At 71.7% G+C, this 14,810-nt stretch carries 14 protein-coding genes; 13 read left to right on the top strand and 1 reads right to left on the bottom strand.

The annotated features are described in order from the left end of the window. Positions 1-130: 130 nt before the first annotated feature. The 10 genes from ACMCNO_RS33020 (at position 131) to ACMCNO_RS32975 (ending at position 11,909) form a co-directional block, all read left to right on the top strand. Complete coding sequence (locus ACMCNO_RS33020; protein ID WP_412753321.1) at positions 131-1,138, top strand: Rossmann-like and DUF2520 domain-containing protein; 1,008 nt, start codon at positions 131-133, stop codon at positions 1,136-1,138. Next, complete coding sequence (gene panC, locus ACMCNO_RS33015; RefSeq protein ID WP_412753320.1) at positions 1,135-1,968, top strand: pantoate--beta-alanine ligase; 834 nt, start codon at positions 1,135-1,137, stop codon at positions 1,966-1,968. Before ACMCNO_RS33020 ends, panC begins: the two co-directional genes overlap by 4 nt. Next, positions 1,968-2,396, top strand: a complete 429-nt coding sequence (gene panD / locus ACMCNO_RS33010; RefSeq protein WP_412753894.1) for an aspartate 1-decarboxylase — start codon at positions 1,968-1,970, stop codon at positions 2,394-2,396. Before panC ends, panD begins: the two co-directional genes overlap by 1 nt. Before the next feature lie 166 nt (positions 2,397-2,562). Next, a complete protein-coding gene (locus tag ACMCNO_RS33005; RefSeq protein ID WP_412753319.1) occupies positions 2,563-3,474 on the top strand; it encodes a septum formation family protein in 912 nt (303 codons plus the stop codon). Between the two features lie 81 nt (positions 3,475-3,555). Beyond that, positions 3,556-5,202, top strand: coding sequence for an L-aspartate oxidase (locus tag ACMCNO_RS33000; protein ID WP_412753318.1), 1,647 nt, complete (start codon positions 3,556-3,558; stop codon positions 5,200-5,202). A 44-nt stretch (positions 5,203-5,246) separates the two neighbouring features. Further along, positions 5,247-6,134, top strand: coding sequence for a carboxylating nicotinate-nucleotide diphosphorylase (nadC, locus tag ACMCNO_RS32995; protein WP_412753893.1), 888 nt, complete (start codon positions 5,247-5,249; stop codon positions 6,132-6,134). Between the two features lie 62 nt (positions 6,135-6,196). Next, on the top strand, positions 6,197-6,955 hold the full coding sequence (locus ACMCNO_RS32990) for a type III pantothenate kinase (RefSeq protein WP_412753317.1): 759 nt from the start codon (positions 6,197-6,199) through the stop codon (positions 6,953-6,955). Between the two features lie 114 nt (positions 6,956-7,069). Continuing rightward, entirely contained in the window at positions 7,070-8,524 is a 1,455-nt protein-coding gene (lysS, locus tag ACMCNO_RS32985; RefSeq protein WP_412753892.1) for a lysine--tRNA ligase, read from the top strand. A gap of 147 nt (positions 8,525-8,671) precedes the next feature. Further along, positions 8,672-9,025, top strand: a complete 354-nt coding sequence (locus ACMCNO_RS32980) for a histone-like nucleoid-structuring protein Lsr2 (RefSeq protein WP_130509508.1) — start codon at positions 8,672-8,674, stop codon at positions 9,023-9,025. 361 nt (positions 9,026-9,386) lie between these two features. After that, entirely contained in the window at positions 9,387-11,909 is a 2,523-nt protein-coding gene (locus tag ACMCNO_RS32975; RefSeq protein ID WP_412753316.1) for an ATP-dependent Clp protease ATP-binding subunit, read from the top strand. Positions 11,910-11,964: 55 nt separating this feature from the next. Here ACMCNO_RS32975 and ACMCNO_RS32970 read toward each other — a convergent pair whose 3' ends face one another. After that, a complete protein-coding gene (locus ACMCNO_RS32970) occupies positions 11,965-12,867 on the bottom strand; it encodes an A/G-specific adenine glycosylase (RefSeq protein ID WP_412753315.1) in 903 nt (300 codons plus the stop codon). A gap of 22 nt (positions 12,868-12,889) precedes the next feature. Here ACMCNO_RS32970 and ACMCNO_RS32965 point away from each other — a divergent pair, with 22 nt between their 5' ends. The 3 genes from ACMCNO_RS32965 (at position 12,890) to ACMCNO_RS32955 (ending at position 14,739) form a co-directional block, all read left to right on the top strand. Then, a complete protein-coding gene (locus tag ACMCNO_RS32965) occupies positions 12,890-13,402 on the top strand; it encodes a glycine cleavage system protein R (RefSeq protein ID WP_412753314.1) in 513 nt (170 codons plus the stop codon). Then, positions 13,399-13,950, top strand: a complete 552-nt coding sequence (locus ACMCNO_RS32960) for a peptide deformylase (RefSeq protein ID WP_412753313.1) — start codon at positions 13,399-13,401, stop codon at positions 13,948-13,950. The genes ACMCNO_RS32965 and ACMCNO_RS32960 overlap by 4 nt, the downstream gene beginning before the upstream one ends. 135 nt (positions 13,951-14,085) lie before the next feature. Further along, complete coding sequence (locus ACMCNO_RS32955; protein ID WP_412753312.1) at positions 14,086-14,739, top strand: adhesin; 654 nt, start codon at positions 14,086-14,088, stop codon at positions 14,737-14,739. Positions 14,740-14,810: the final 71 nt, after the last annotated feature.

Raw genomic sequence — 14,810 nt, 5'->3', positions numbered from 1 at the left:
CCGCCCCGTCACACCGCCACCCTAGGTTGAGGTCGGGTGCCGTTGTTCACAGGTGGTTGTCACCGGTGTGTTACGTCGGCGCATACTTCTCCTCGACCGGTACCCCAATCGCTGAGGACTGGATCCCATCATGAGCGCAGTGCCGCGCGCCCGAGACCGGGCCGAACCGCTGGTCGTCGGCGTTGTCGGCGCCGGGCGGGTGGGCGCCGTCCTGGGCGCGGCCCTGGCCGCCGCGGGCCACCGTGTGGTCGCCGCCGCGGGGGTCTCCACGGCCTCCCGTGACCGCATCGCCCGGCTGTTGCCGCAGGCTGCCGTACTCCCGGTCGACCAGGTCGCCCACGCTGCGACCGATCTGCTGCTGCTGGCCGTTCCCGATGACGCCCTCGCGGGGGTGGTGACGGGGCTGCGGGCGACCGGTGCCCAGCCCGCGGGTCAGATCGTGGCGCACACCTCCGGCGCGCACGGTGTCGCCGTCCTGGGGGAGACCGCCGGGATCGCGCTGCACCCCGCCATGACGTTCACGGGCGAGTCCGCCGACCTGGACCGGCTGCCCGGCATCGCGTACGGCCTGACGGCCCCGGGGCCGCTGCGTCCCTTCGCCGCCCGGCTGGTCACGGACCTGGGCGGGGTGCCGGAGTGGGTCGCGGAGGACGCCCGGCCGGTGTATCACGCCGCGCTGGCGCACGGCGCGAACCACCTGGTCACCCTGGTCAACGAGGCCGCCGACCTGCTGCGCGCGGCCGGGGTCGAGCGGCCGGGGACGGTGCTGGCGCCGTTGCTGCGTGCCGCGCTGGAGAACGCGCTGCGGCTGGGTGACGCGGCGCTGACCGGCCCGGTGTCGCGGGGCGACGCGGGCACCGTACACAAGCATCTGGACCGCATCCCGGCCGAGGCCGTGCCCGCCTACCTGGCACTGGCCCGGCGCACGGCGGACCGGGCGATCGCGGCGGGCCGCCTGCGACCGCAGGACGCGGTTGCCCTGCTCGACGTGCTGGCCCACGCGGCCCGGGCCGACGCAGAGCCGGCCCAGGCATGGCTGGCCCAGGCACGGCCGGCCCAGGCATGGCCGGCCGAAGCGTGGCCGGCCGAAGCGTGGCCGGCCGATGGGGCGGGACGAGCTGAGGAGGTAGCACCGTGACGGATCTGGTGCACACCCGCGCCGAGCTGGAGGCCGCCCGCAAGGCCCTGCCCGGCACGGTCGCCGTGGTCATGACGATGGGCGCGCTGCACGAGGGTCACCGCGAGCTGATGCGGGCCGCGCGTCGCAACGCCGACCACGTCATCGTGACGATCTTCGTGAACCCGCTGCAGTTCGGCCCGAACGAGGACTACGAGCGCTACCCGCGCACCCTGGACAGCGACCTGGAGGCGTGCCGGGCCGAGGGGGTCGACGTGGTGTTCGCCCCGGCCCGCGAGGAGATGTATCCCGGCGGCCAGCCGTCGGTGACCTTGGAGGCGGGCCCGCTCGGCACGATCCTGGAGGGCGCCAGCCGCCCGGGACACTTCGCCGGGATGCTGACCGTGGTCTGCAAGCTGCTCCTGCTGACCCGGGCCCACCTGGCGTTCTACGGCGAGAAGGACTACCAGCAGCTCGCGCTCATCACCCGCATGGTCCGCGACCTCGACATCGCCGTCGAGATCCGCGGGGTGCCGACCGTCCGCGAGCCGGACGGCCTGGCGCTGTCGAGTCGCAACCGCTACCTGTCGGCCGACGAGCGCGCGGCCGCGCTCGCGCTCTCGCGCGCGCTGCGGGCCGGCGCCGCGCAGACCGGGGCCGAGGCCGCACTCGCTGCAGCGGCGGCGATCCTGGCCGACAGTACGGGCGTGCAGGTCGACTATCTTGCCCTCACCGACCCGGAGCTGGGGCCCACCCCGGCGCACGGACCGGCCCGGCTGCTCGTGGCAGCCCGGGTCGGCAGTACCCGCCTGATCGACAACGTCCCGCTCCAGCTGGAGATTGCCGCATGATGCTGCGCACGATGCTCAAGTCGAAGATCCACCGGGCCACGGTGACCCAGGCCGACCTGCATTACGTCGGCTCGGTGACCGTGGATGCCGACCTGTTGGACGCCGCCGACCTGCTCCCCGGCGAACAGGTCGCGATCGTGGACGTGACCAACGGGGCGCGCCTGGAGACGTACGTGATCCCGGGCGAGCGCGGCAGCGGCGTGATCGGCATCAACGGTGCCGCCGCCCACCTGGTGCACCCCGGCGACCTGGTCATCCTGATCTCGTACGGGCAGATGGACACGGAGGCGGCCCGCGCGTACGAGCCGCGGATCGTGCACGTCGATGCGCAGAACAACATCATCTCGCTGGACGCCGACCCGGCGGGCGCGGTGCCCGGCATGGCCGACGACCTGGTCCGCGGCGACCTGACCCTGTCCCGCGCCTGATCCTGTCCCGCGCCTGATCCTTGGCCCGCGGCTGAGTCGCGCTCCGACGGCCGCGCCGGTGTGGGCGGCCGTGGATCCATTGCGGCATCGGGACCATGGGCGCTCCGGAACGAATGCCATATGATTGACAAAAGGGACATCTGTGGCGCTCGGGAGGCAGGGGTTCATGCGACGCCGCCTTCATGCCCGTCTCGGCGGGCTGGTCGCCGCGGGCCTGGTCGTGCTGGCCCTCGGCGCGGGATGTGCCCTGCCGGCCGGGGTCGACGGCAACCTCACCGACGACTGGACCCCCATCGCGGCCCCCACCGGCTTCACCCCGGCCGCCGCGACCTGCCACGCAGCCGCGTACGCCCCGGTCGGGCCGCGCTCGACGTACGAGCAGGTCGACTGCACTCAGCAGCACCGCAGCGAGACCGTGTTCGTCGGCCGGTACCCGGACGCGGCCACCCCGCCACCGGCGGCCTCCGCGGCGGCGAGCCAGGCGTACCGGACCTGTGACCTGAACACCGCGTCGTTTGTTGGCGGGGCGTGGCGCAACGCCCGCCTGTGGATCGGCGTCACCCAGCCGTCCGCGGCGGCGTGGACCGGTGGCGCCCGCTGGTTCCGGTGCGATCTGGTCGAGGTGACCTCGGTCGAGGACGGTGGTGGCGCGGTCCAGCGCACCGGCAGCCTCAAGGGGGCGCTGGCCCAGCCCTTCTCGCCACTGCTGCTCACCTGCTACGCCGTCAAGGTGGACGCCACCGGTGCGATCGACACCATGCCGCCCGCCGCATGCACGGCCAAGCACAACGCCGAGTTCGTCGGAGTCTGGAACGCGGGCAACCTGCCGTACCCGAAGACCGACGCCCAGTGGGCCAAGTTCCACGCCGGCTGCCGCTCGCTCATCGCCAAGTACGCCGGCGTGCCCAACGACGCGGATCAGCAGTACCGCACCGGCGTGGTGTCGCTGCCCGGCGGCGCGGACGTGTGGGCGCTCGGCGACCACGCGGTGCGCTGCTACCTCTGGGTGGACGGCGCCACGCTCACCGCGTCGGTGAAGGGCAAGGGCAACGCCGGACTGCCGATCCTGTACAAGTAACGCCGGGCTTGTCCGAGTAACTCCGAGCACTAAACGCGCCCCCGGCTCGATGTCCGCGCACGGGCGAGGTTGACTGAGCAAATGTCGCATGAAGCGGATCTCCCGGCGCTGCCGCGCCGCCTCGCCGCCGCCGACCCCGGCTGGGCCGAGACCACCGACGTGGTGGTGGTCGGCTCCGGCGTGGCGGGCCTGACCGCCGCGCTGCACCTGCGCGAGGCCGGACTGCACGTCACCGTCGTCACCAAGGTCAACATCGATGACGGCTCCACCCGTTGGGCCCAGGGCGGCATCGCGGCTGTGCTCGGCCCGCTGGACACCCCGGAGGCGCACGCGTTCGACACCGAGATCGCCGGGGTGGGGTTGTGCGACCCCGCCGCCGTCCGGGTGCTGGTCGAGGAGGGTCCCGCGCGGATCCGCGAGCTGATCCGGATGGGCGCCGCGTTCGACCGCAACCCCGACGGCTCGCTCATGCTGACCCGCGAGGGCGGTCACCGCGCCGACCGGATCGTGCACGCGGGCGGCGACGCCACCGGCGCCGAGGTGCAGCGCGCCCTGCACGCGGCGGTCCGCCGCGACCCGTGGATCCGGCTGGTCGAGCACGCGCTCGTGCTCGACCTGCTGCGCGCCGCCGACGGCCGCGCCTGCGGTATCACCCTGCACGTGCTCGGCGAGGGCAGCGAGGACGGCGTGGGCGCCATCCTGGCCCGCGCGGTCGTGCTGGCCACCGGCGGCATGGGCCAGGTGTACGCCTCCACCACCAACCCCTCGGTCTCGACCGGCGACGGGGTGGCCCTGGCGATGCGCGCCGGCGCCGAGGTCACCGACGTGGAGTTCGTGCAGTTCCACCCGACCTCGTTCATGACCGCCAGCATCACCTCGGTGCAGCGCCCGCTGATCTCCGAGGCGTTGCGCGGGGAGGGCGCCCACCTGGTCGACGAGTCCGGCACCCGGTTCATGGTCGGCCAGCACGAGCTGGCCGAACTGGCCCCCCGCGACGTGGTCGCCAAGGGCATCCACCGGGTGCTGCGCGCGACCGGCGCCGACCACGTGTACCTGGATGCCCGCCATCTGGGCAAGGAGTTCCTGGAACAGCGGTTCCCGACGATCGTGGCCTCCACCCGGGCCGCCGGGGTCGACCCCGCCACCGACCTCATCCCGGTCGCCCCCGCCGCCCACTACGCGTCCGGCGGGGTCCGTACGGACCTGCACGGCCGGACCTCCATCCCCGGCCTGTACGCCTGCGGCGAGGTCGCCTGCACCGGGGTGCACGGCGCGAACCGGCTGGCCAGCAACTCCCTGCTCGAGGGCCTGGTGTTCGCCCGCCGGATCGCCGACGAGCTGGGGCGCGACCTGCCCCCGCAGGCGGACCCGGTGCCGGTCCCCGGCGCCCCCGGCTGGGTGGCCGCCCCGGCGGTGCGCGGCGAGCTGCAGCGCGCCATGACCCGCGGCGCAGGCGTGCTGCGCTCGGCCGACTCCCTCGCCGGAACGGCCAAGGAGCTGTCCCGCCTCGCCGAGCAGCGCGGCACCCCGCGTAACGCGGCCTGGGAGGCGACGAACCTGCTCACGGTCGCCTGCGCGCTGGTGGCGTCCGCGACCGCCCGCCGGGAGACGCGGGGTTGCCACTGGCGCGAGGACTACCCGACCGCCGCCGACGAGTGGCGCGGCCACCTGCTGACCGCGATCGACGCGGGCGGCACCCTGACCCAGAGTTTCGAGGAGATGGCATGACCGTGTGCAGCGAGGGCAACGAGGGCATGCCCGGCGGGCAGGGCATGACCGAGCGCACCGGCGGCGGGCCGGTCGAGCTGGGGGCGGGGCTGGATCCGGCGGCGGTGGAGCGGATCGTGCGCGTCGCGCTCGCCGAGGATCTCGGGGATCCGCCGCGGGACGTGACCAGCGCGGCGACGATCCCGGCCGAGCAGGTGGACACCGCCGAGCTGGTCGCCCGGGCGCCCGGCGTCGTCGCGGGTCTCGGTGTGGCGGCCTGGGTCTTCGCGGTCACCTCCGGCGGCGCGGCGACCTTCACGCCGGTCGCCGCCGATGGTGACCGGGTGGTCCGCGGCGACGTGCTGGCCGTCGTCACCGGCCCGACCCAGGCCCTGCTCACCGCCGAGCGCACCGCGCTGAACCTGCTGTGCCGGATGTCCGGGGTCGCCACGCACACCCGCCGGTGGGCGGAGGCGCTGGCGGGCACGAAGGCGCTCGTGCTGGACACCCGCAAGACCACCCCGGGCCTGCGGGCCCTGGAAAAGTACGCGGTCCGCGCGGGCGGCGGCACGAACAAGCGCATGGGCCTGTACGACGTCGCGATGATCAAGGACAACCACAAGCTGGCGGCGGGCAGCGTCACCGCGGCGTACCGGGCGGTGCGGGCGGCGTTCCCCGAGGTCGCGGTGCAGGTGGAGGTGACCACGCTGGCCGAGGCGCGGGAGGCGGTCGACGCCGGGGCCGACTTCCTGCTCTGCGACAACATGACGCCCGAGCTGCTGCGTGAGGTGGTCGTGGCGGTGGGGGACCGGGCGGAGCTGGAAGCCACCGGGAATCTCACCCTGGAGACCGTCGACGCGTACGCCGCCACCGGAGTGGACTACCTCTCCGTGGGCGGTCTGACGCACTCCTCGCCGATCCTCGACATCGCGCTGGACCTGCGAGCCCGGTGAGGTGGCGCTGCGGTTGGGGGCGGGTGCACCCGTACGTGATCCTCAGGTCTTAGGGTTTGCTCGTGCTCTTGTGCATTGACATCGGCAACACGAACACGGTCCTGGCCACCTTCGACGGCGACAAGCTGGTGCACAGCTGGCGGATCAAGACGGACGCCCGCTCGACCGCCGACGAGCTGGGGCTGATGTTCCGTGGCCTGCTGGCGGGCGACAACGTGGAGATCACCGGCGTGGCCGCGTGCTCGACCGTGCCGGCCGCGCTGCGCTCGCTGCGCACGATGCTGGCCCGCTACTACGGCAACCTGCCGAACGTGATCGTCGAGCCGGGGGTGAAGACCGGCGTGCAGCTGGCGATCGACAACCCCAAGGAGGTCGGCGCGGACCGGGTGGTCAACACGCTGGCCGCGCACGCCCTGTACGGCGGCCCGTCGATCGTGGTCGACTTCGGCACCACCACGAACTTCGACGTGATCAGCGCGAAGGGGGAGTTCCTCGGCGGGGCTTTCGCGCCGGGCATCGAGATCTCCTTCGACGCGCTGGCGGCCCGGGCGGCCCAGCTGCGCAAGGTCGAGCCCGCGGCGCCGCGGTCCGTGATCGGCAAGAACACGGTCGAGTGCCTGCAGTCGGGGATGTATTTCGGCTTCGCGGGCCAGGTGGACCGGATCGTGGAGCGGATGATCGAGGAGCTGGGGTCGGTGCGCGCGGTCATCGCCACCGGGGGGCTGGCCGGGCTGGTCAAGGACGAGTGCCGGACGATCACCGCGCACGAGCCGATGATCACCCTGATCGGGCTGCGGATGGTATATGAGCGGAACGTCTGAGGCGGCCTGAGTAACCTTTTCCCCGACTTCCGTTCGCCCCCGACAGAGAGCCGTGCCGTGACCGAGCAGCAGAACCAGCCCGCCGTCGACCCCGCCGAGGACCTTCCCGAGCAGATGCGGGTCCGCCGGGCCAAGCGGGACCGCATGCTGGCGGACGGCACGGAGCCGTACCCGGTCGGCTTCGCCCGGACCGCGACGCTGGCCGAGGTCCGCGAGCGGTATGCGGACCTGGCGACCGACACCGCCAGCGGGGACACGGTCGGGGTGACCGGCCGGGTGATCTTCGTTCGCAACGGCGGCAAGCTGTGCTTCGCCACGCTGCGCGACGGCGACGGGACCGAGTTGCAGGCCATGCTCTCCCTGGATCGGGTCGGCGCGGACCGCCTGGAGGACTGGAAGCGCCTGGTGGACCTCGGTGACCTCGTCGGGGTGACCGGTGAGGTGATCACCAGTCGGCGCGGTGAGCTGTCCGTGCTGGCAGACTCGTGGGAGATCACCGCGAAGGCGCTGCGGCCGCTGCCGGTCGCACACAAGCCGTTGAGCGAGGAGACCCGGGTCCGGCAGCGTTATGTCGACCTGATCGTCCGCCCGCAGGCTCGGGACGTGGTGCGGACCCGGGCGACCGTGGTGCGCAGCCTTCGCGAGTCGCTCTTTGCGCGCAATTATCTCGAAGTGGAAACGCCAATGTTGCAGTTGCTGCACGGTGGCGCGACCGCTCGTCCGTTTGTGACGCACAGCAACGCTTTGGACACGGATCTCTATCTTCGTATCGCCCCGGAACTCTTTTTGAAGCGGTGCGTGGTCGGCGGGATCGAGCGGGTCTTCGAGATCAACCGCAACTTCCGCAATGAGGGCATGGACTCCACCCACTCGCCGGAGTTCGCGATGCTCGAGGCGTACCAGGCGTATGCCGACTACGACGTGATGCAGAACCAGGTCCGCGAGTGGATTCAGGAGGCCGCGTACGCCATCGCCGGCTCGCATGTCGTGACCCACCACGACGGCACCGAGCTGGACCTGGGCGGGCAGTGGCGTTCGGTCACCCTGTTCGGCTCGTTGTCCGAGGCCATCGGCGAAGAAGTGACGATCCGTACCGATATGGCGCAACTGCTGCGGTACGCGGAAAAGCACGATCTCTCCGTGGACCCGAAGTGGAGCGCCGGGAAGCTGGCCGAGGAGCTGTTCGAGCACCTCGTCCAGCCGACGCTGCAGGCACCCACGTTCGTGCGCGACTACCCCGAGGAGACCACCCCGCTGACCCGGGCACACCGGCACACGCCGGGCCTGACCGAGAAGTGGGACCTGTACGTGGCGGGCTTCGAGCTGGCCACCGCGTACTCGGAGCTGGTCGACCCGGTGGTGCAGCGCGAACGTCTGGTGGCGCAGTCCCTGCTGGCGGCGAAGGGTGACGCCGAAGCGATGCGCCTGGACGAGGATTTCCTGCGCGCCATGGAGTACGGAATGCCACCCGCGGGTGGCATGGGAATGGGAATCGACCGGCTCCTGATGGCGCTGACCGGTCTGGGGATTCGGGAAACCATCCTCTTCCCGCTCGTGCGTCCCGAGTAGCACCCGGCGGTTTTGGCCCGGCCGGCGGGGTCATTTCGGATCCCGCCGCGGACAATCACCACCCCTGGATTGACGGATCGTGCGGGCAAAGCGTTATTGTTCTCCTATTAGTGCGGAGCGAACCTGTGTTCGGGAGGATAACGGCGCGTGGCCAAGCAGATCATTCACAAGCTGGTCGATGACCTCGACGGTGGCGACGCCGACGAGACTGTGAAGTTCGCCCTCGACGGCATTCAGTACGAGATCGACCTGTCGGAGAAGAACGCAGCCAAATTGCGGGACGTCTTCGCTCAGTACGTCGCCGCAGGCTCGAAGGTGGCGCGCGGTGGAGTCGTGGTGGGCGGCCGGGCCGCCCGCGGCCGCGGCGGCGCCACCGCCGACCGTGAGCAGAACAAGGCCATCCGCGAGTGGGCGAAGAAGGCCGGTAAGGAGATCAGCGACCGGGGCCGGATCCCCCAGGAGATCGTGGACGAGTTCCACGCCAAGGGGCCGGGCCGCTAGTCGGTCGGCATTCGCAGGGTCCGCGGCGCACGGCGCCGCGGACCCTGCTGCTTTCGGCTCGTACGCGGCGCCGCTTGCGTACGGTTATCCACAGGGGTGGACAACGTTGTCCACAGGCTGTGGACAGGCTGTCCGGGTGGCTTCCACGCCGGGATTTCGCTGTGCGCGTACTCCCGTGGGGTGGGGAACACCGGTTGAGCGTGGGAGGTTGGGGAAAACATCCGCACCGGGTACGCCGAGGGGCCGTGACGGCCCCGGCGGAGTCACCCGGCGGCGATAGAGTTACAGCACGGGTATCACCGATGCCCGTGCGCTGGCCCCGCCAGACCATTGGCGCACGGCACGTGAGGAGCACGAGGGCATGTTCGAGCGGTTCACCGACCGAGCGCGACGGGTTGTCGTCCTGGCCCAAGAAGAGGCCCGGATGCTCAACCACAACTACATCGGGACCGAGCACATCCTGCTCGGCCTGATCCACGAGGGCGAGGGCGTCGCCGCCAAGGCTCTGGAGAGCCTCGGCATCTCTCTGGAGGGCGTCCGCCAGCAGGTCGAAGAGATCATCGGCCAGGGTCAGCAGGCGCCGAGCGGGCACATCCCGTTCACGCCGCGCGCCAAGAAAGTGCTGGAGCTGTCGCTGCGCGAAGCGCTGCAGCTCGGCCACAACTACATCGGCACGGAGCACATCCTGCTCGGGCTGATCCGCGAGGGTGAGGGCGTCGCCGCCCAGGTGCTGGTCAAGCTCGGCGCCGATCTCAACCGGGTCCGCCAGCAGGTCATCCAGCTGCTCTCGGGCTACCAGGGCAAGGAGCCGGCCGCGGCCGGCGCGGCGGCGGGCGAGGCCGCCCCGTCCACCTCGCTGGTGCTCGACCAGTTCGGCCGCAACCTCACGCAGGCCGCCCGCGAGGGCAAGCTCGACCCGGTCATCGGCCGGGAGAAGGAAATCGAGCGGGTCATGCAGGTGCTCTCCCGCCGTACCAAGAACAACCCCGTCCTGATCGGCGAGCCGGGCGTCGGCAAGACCGCCGTCGTCGAGGGCCTGTCGCAGTCCATTGTCAAGGGCGAGGTGCCCGAGACGCTCAAGGACAAGCAGCTCTACACGCTCGACCTCGGTGCGCTGGTCGCCGGTTCCCGCTACCGCGGTGACTTCGAGGAGCGCCTCAAGAAGGTGCTCAAGGAGATCCGCACCCGCGGCGACATCATCCTGTTCATCGACGAGATCCACACCCTCGTCGGTGCGGGTGCCGCCGAGGGCGCGATCGACGCCGCCAGCATCCTCAAGCCCATGCTGGCCCGCGGCGAGCTGCAGACGATCGGCGCCACCACGCTGGACGAGTACCGCAAGCACCTGGAGAAGGACGCCGCGCTGGAGCGCCGCTTCCAGCCCATCCAGGTCGGCGAGCCGTCCCTGGCGCACACCATCGAGATCCTCAAGGGCCTGCGCGACCGCTACGAGGCGCACCACCGGATCAGCATCACCGACGCGGCCCTGGTCGCCGCGGCGACGCTGGCCGACCGGTACATCTCGGACCGGTTCCTGCCGGACAAGGCGATCGACCTGATCGACGAGGCCGGGGCCCGGATGCGCATCCGCCGGATGACCGCGCCGCCGGACCTGCGCGACTTCGACGAGCGCATCGCCCAGGTGCGCCGCGACAAGGAGTCCGCGATCGACGCGCAGGACTTCGAGCGCGCCGCCCAGCTGCGCGACAAGGAGAAGCAGCTGCTCGGCCAGAAGGCGCAGCGGGAGAAGGAATGGAAGGCGGGCGACCTCGACGTCGTGTCCGAGGTCGACGACGAGCAGATCGCCGAGGTCCTCGGCAACTGGACCGGCATCCCGGTCTACAAGCTGACCGAGGAGGAGACCTCCCGGCTGCTGCGCATGGAGGATGAGCTGCACAAGCGGGTCATCGGCCAGGAGGACGCCGTGCAGGCGGTGTCCAAGGCGATCCGGCGTACCCGCGCCGGGCTCAAGGACCCGAAGCGGCCGTCCGGCTCGTTCATCTTCGCCGGCCCGTCCGGCGTCGGTAAGACCGAGCTCTCCAAGGCGCTCGCGGAGTTCCTGTTCGGCTCCGAGGACGCGCTGATCCAGCTCGACATGTCCGAGTTCCACGACCGGTACACGGTGTCCCGCCTCGTCGGTGCCCCTCCCGGCTACGTGGGATACGACGAGGGCGGCCAGCTCACCGAGAAGGTGCGTCGCAAGCCGTTCTCCGTGGTCCTCTTCGACGAGATCGAGAAGGCCCACCCGGACGTGTTCAACACGCTGCTGCAGATCCTGGAGGACGGTCGCCTGACCGACGGCCAGGGCCGCATCGTGGACTTCAAGAACACGGTGATCATCCTGACCACCAACCTGGGCACGCGCGACGTGGCCAAGGCGGTGTCGCTCGGCTTCCAGGCCTCCGAGGCCGAGGAGAGCAACTACGAGCGGATGAAGGTGAAGGTCAACGACGAGCTGAAGCAGCACTTCCGCCCGGAGTTCCTCAACCGCATCGACGACACGATCGTCTTCCACCAGCTGCGCCAGGAAGAGATCCTGCAGATCGTCGACATCTTCACCGCGCGGATCGAGGCCCAGCTCAAGAACAAGGACATGGGCCTCGAGCTGACGGACAACGCGAAGAAGTACCTGGCCAACAAGGGCTTCGACCCGGTCCTGGGCGCCCGGCCGCTGCGCCGGACGATCCAGCGGGAACTGGAGGACACCCTGTCCGAGCAGATCCTCTTCAACGAGCTGCGCCCCGGCCAGATCGTCGTCGTGGACTGCGAGGGCGACCCGGCCCAGGTGGAGAAGTCCAAGCTGACCTTCTCCGGCGCCGACCGGGGCTCCGTGGTCCCGGACGCCGTCCCCGCCGACCTCGGGGCGGCCGCCGCCGAGGAGTGATCAGCGCACTGTGAACAACGGCCCGGCGCCGCGCGGCGCCGGGCCGTCGTGCGTCTCAGAGCTGCTGGACGTCGGCCCGGTCCGCGTCACCGGCCAGCACGAACCGGTCCGCGTCCGACCCCAGCGCCTCCACCAGCCCGTCGTCCACGAGGCCGGACAGGGCCCGCGCCCGCTGCACCTCGTCCGCCCACACCACGTCCAGCCGCTGGCGCGGCACCGGGCCGGTGGCGTGCCGCAGCACCTCCAGCAGCAGGCCGCGCACCTGACGGTCGGTGCCCGCGTACCGCTGGGGGCGGCGGGTCGGGCCGGACGGTGCCGGGGCGCCGCTCAGCCGCCACGCGCAGACCGCCGCGAACGGGCACTCGGGGCAGCGCGGCGACCGGGCGGTGCACACGACCGCCCCCAGCTCCATGAAGGCGATGCTGGCCCGGGCCGCCCGTTCGGGTGCGGGGGGTAGCAGCTCCGCCATCGCGGTCAGGTCCGCGGCGGTGGTGGCGGCGCCCGCGTCGGGCTCCCCGGCCACCGCGCGCGCCACCACCCGGCGCACGTTGGTGTCCACGACCGGGTGACGCTGCCCAAAGGCGAACGTCGCCACCGCACGCGCCGTGTACGTGCCGATCCCGGGCAGCGCCAGCAGCTCGGTCAGGTCGTCCGGAACCCGGCCGCCGTGCCGCTCGACCAGCGCCACCGCGCACGCTTGCAACCGCATCGCCCGGCGCGGGTAACCGAGGCGCCCCCACATCCGGATGGCCTCGGACGGGGGATCCTGCGCCAGGTCGGCCGGTGTCGGCCAGCGGGTCATCCAGGCCTGCCAGGCGGGGGTCACGCGGACCACGGGGGTCTGCTGGAGCATCACCTCGCTCACCAGCACCCCCCAGGGGGTGGTGCCGGGCCGGCGCCACGGCAGATCGCGGGCATTGCGGTCGTACCACTGGATGGCGTCGTCAGCGAGCGTCATGGTGGGTCCTACCCTAGGTCCTGTGAACGAGCTCGCCATCACCGTCATCGGACCGGACCGGACCGGCATCGTCGCAGACGTAGCCGAAGCACTGGCCGGGGTCGGCGCCAACCTGTCCGACTCCACCATGACCCGGCTGCGGGGGCATTTCGCGATGACCCTGATCTGCACCGGGCCCACCGTCGAGGCGGTGGAGAAGGCGCTGCAGCCGATCAGCGCGGACGGCAGGCTGCTGGCCACGGTGCGTTCCGTGCCGCCGGAGTCGGACACCGAACCGGTCGGGGAGCCGTACCTGCTCAGCGTGCACGGGGCCGACCGGCTCGGCATCGTCGCCGCGGTCACCCGTGTGGTCGCCGCCGGCGGCGGCAACATCACCGACCTCACCACCCGCCTGACCGGTCCCCTGTACGTGCTGGTCGCCGAGGTCGACCTGCCGCCGGGTGTGGCGGGCGACCTGGCCACCGCGCTCGCCGTGGCCGCCGACGAGCTGGGTGTCGACGTGACGCTGCGCCCGGCGGAGTCGGACGTCCTGTGAACGACGCCCTCGCCGACTGGAAGCCCGACGTCCTCGGGGTGGCGGGCCGGGTGCTGCCGGTGGTCACGGCGCCCGAGCCGGTGCTCGGCCGCCCAGGCGCCGAGGTCGACCCGACCGATCCGGAGATCGTGCAGCTCGCGGCCGACCTGGTGGCCACGATGCGGGTCTCGCCCGGCTGTGTCGGCCTGGCCGCCCCGCAGGTAGGGGTGAGCGCGCAGGTGTTCAGCGTGGACGTCACCCAGCACCCGAAGACCGCGACCACCCACGGCACGTTCGTGCTCTGCAACGCGCGGGTCGTGGAGGCCAGCCGGTGGCGGCCCGGGCGGGAGGGCTGCATGTCGGTGCCCGACCTGACCGGGGACGTCAAGCGGGCGGGCCGCATCGTGGTCGAGGCCGTCCTGCCCGGTACGGGCGAAGCGGTGCGACTCGCCACCGACGCGTTCGAGGCCCGTGCCCTGCAACACGAGATCGATCACTGCGCCGGCAAGCTCTTCCTCGATCGGGTGGCCGGTGCGCACGCCGTGTACCAGCGCAAGGTCTATCTCTAACGAGCTACCCGCGAGTCGGTGTCGCCCATCTCGGCGCGTCGGCACGATCCGCCATCGGTACGGGACTACCGTATGCCCATCATGCGAACGACGGTTGGTCCCCTTCCTCCCTCCGTCTACTGGCGGCGTCGAGCCGTGGTGCTGGGTGCAGTGCTGCTCGGCGTCATCGTGCTGTTCGTGTCCTGCACCGGTGACGATGAGGACGGCAAGCAGGCGAAGACCGCGGCCTCGCAGACGCCGACGCCCACGCCGTCGGCGACCACCCCCGAGGAGCAGCCGTCGTTCACGGACGCGGAGCCCGGCGACGACCCGTCCCTGCCGGACCCGGCCGATCTGACGCCCGCGCCGAGCGGTGACGGCGGCAACGTGCCGGTGACCGCAGCCGCCGACGGTGGCCCGTGCACGGACGCCGAGGTCGTGGTGGTGCCCGCGCCGGTCGCGACGACGGTCAAGCGGGGCGTGCCCGTGGAGATCCGGTTGCGGCTCAAGAACGTCTCCGATCGCCCCTGTGCCCGGGCGGTCGGCTCCGACGCGCAGGAGTTGTACATCGACCAGGGAGCACAGAAGGTCTGGTCGTCCGACACCTGCACAGCGACCAATCAGCCCGACGTGAAGACGCTGGCGCCGGGCGCCGAACGCGAGTATCGGGTCACCTGGAACGGCCGTATGGCGACCAAGTGCGCGGCCGGTCAGCCGGCGGGCCCGGCGCCGAACCCGGGCCAGTACGAGGTGCACGCCCGTCTCGGCACGAAGATCGGCCCGCCGATCCTGCTCGCCATCGTGGCCTGACCGCAGCGCTGCCGCTGAGGCCCCCCGCAGCCGGTCGCAGTCGGATGCCGCGGCCCGTCGCGGCGGGATGC

The organism is Krasilnikovia sp. M28-CT-15 (assembly GCF_047159595.1).
In the GTDB taxonomy this organism is placed as follows: Bacteria; Actinomycetota; Actinomycetes; order Mycobacteriales; family Micromonosporaceae; genus Actinoplanes.
This window is presented reverse-complemented; position numbering and strand designations above follow the sequence as displayed.

What these genes read in the sequence shown, in the direction of transcription:
- ACMCNO_RS33020 (WP_412753321.1), top strand. Translation starts at nt 131, where the DNA reads ATGAGCGCAGTGCCGCGCGCCCGAGACCGGGCCGAACCGCTGGTCGTC.
- panD (WP_412753894.1), top strand. Translation starts at nt 1,968, where the DNA reads ATGCTGCGCACGATGCTCAAGTCGAAGATCCACCGGGCCACGGTGACC.
- ACMCNO_RS33005 (WP_412753319.1), top strand. Translation starts at nt 2,563, where the DNA reads ATGCGACGCCGCCTTCATGCCCGTCTCGGCGGGCTGGTCGCCGCGGGC.
- ACMCNO_RS33000 (WP_412753318.1), top strand. Translation starts at nt 3,556, where the DNA reads ATGTCGCATGAAGCGGATCTCCCGGCGCTGCCGCGCCGCCTCGCCGCC.
- nadC (WP_412753893.1), top strand. Translation starts at nt 5,247, where the DNA reads ATGACCGAGCGCACCGGCGGCGGGCCGGTCGAGCTGGGGGCGGGGCTG.
- lysS (WP_412753892.1), top strand. Translation starts at nt 7,070, where the DNA reads ATGCGGGTCCGCCGGGCCAAGCGGGACCGCATGCTGGCGGACGGCACG.
- ACMCNO_RS32975 (WP_412753316.1), top strand. Translation starts at nt 9,387, where the DNA reads ATGTTCGAGCGGTTCACCGACCGAGCGCGACGGGTTGTCGTCCTGGCC.
- ACMCNO_RS32970 (WP_412753315.1), bottom strand. Translation starts at nt 12,867, where the DNA reads ATGACGCTCGCTGACGACGCCATCCAGTGGTACGACCGCAATGCCCGC.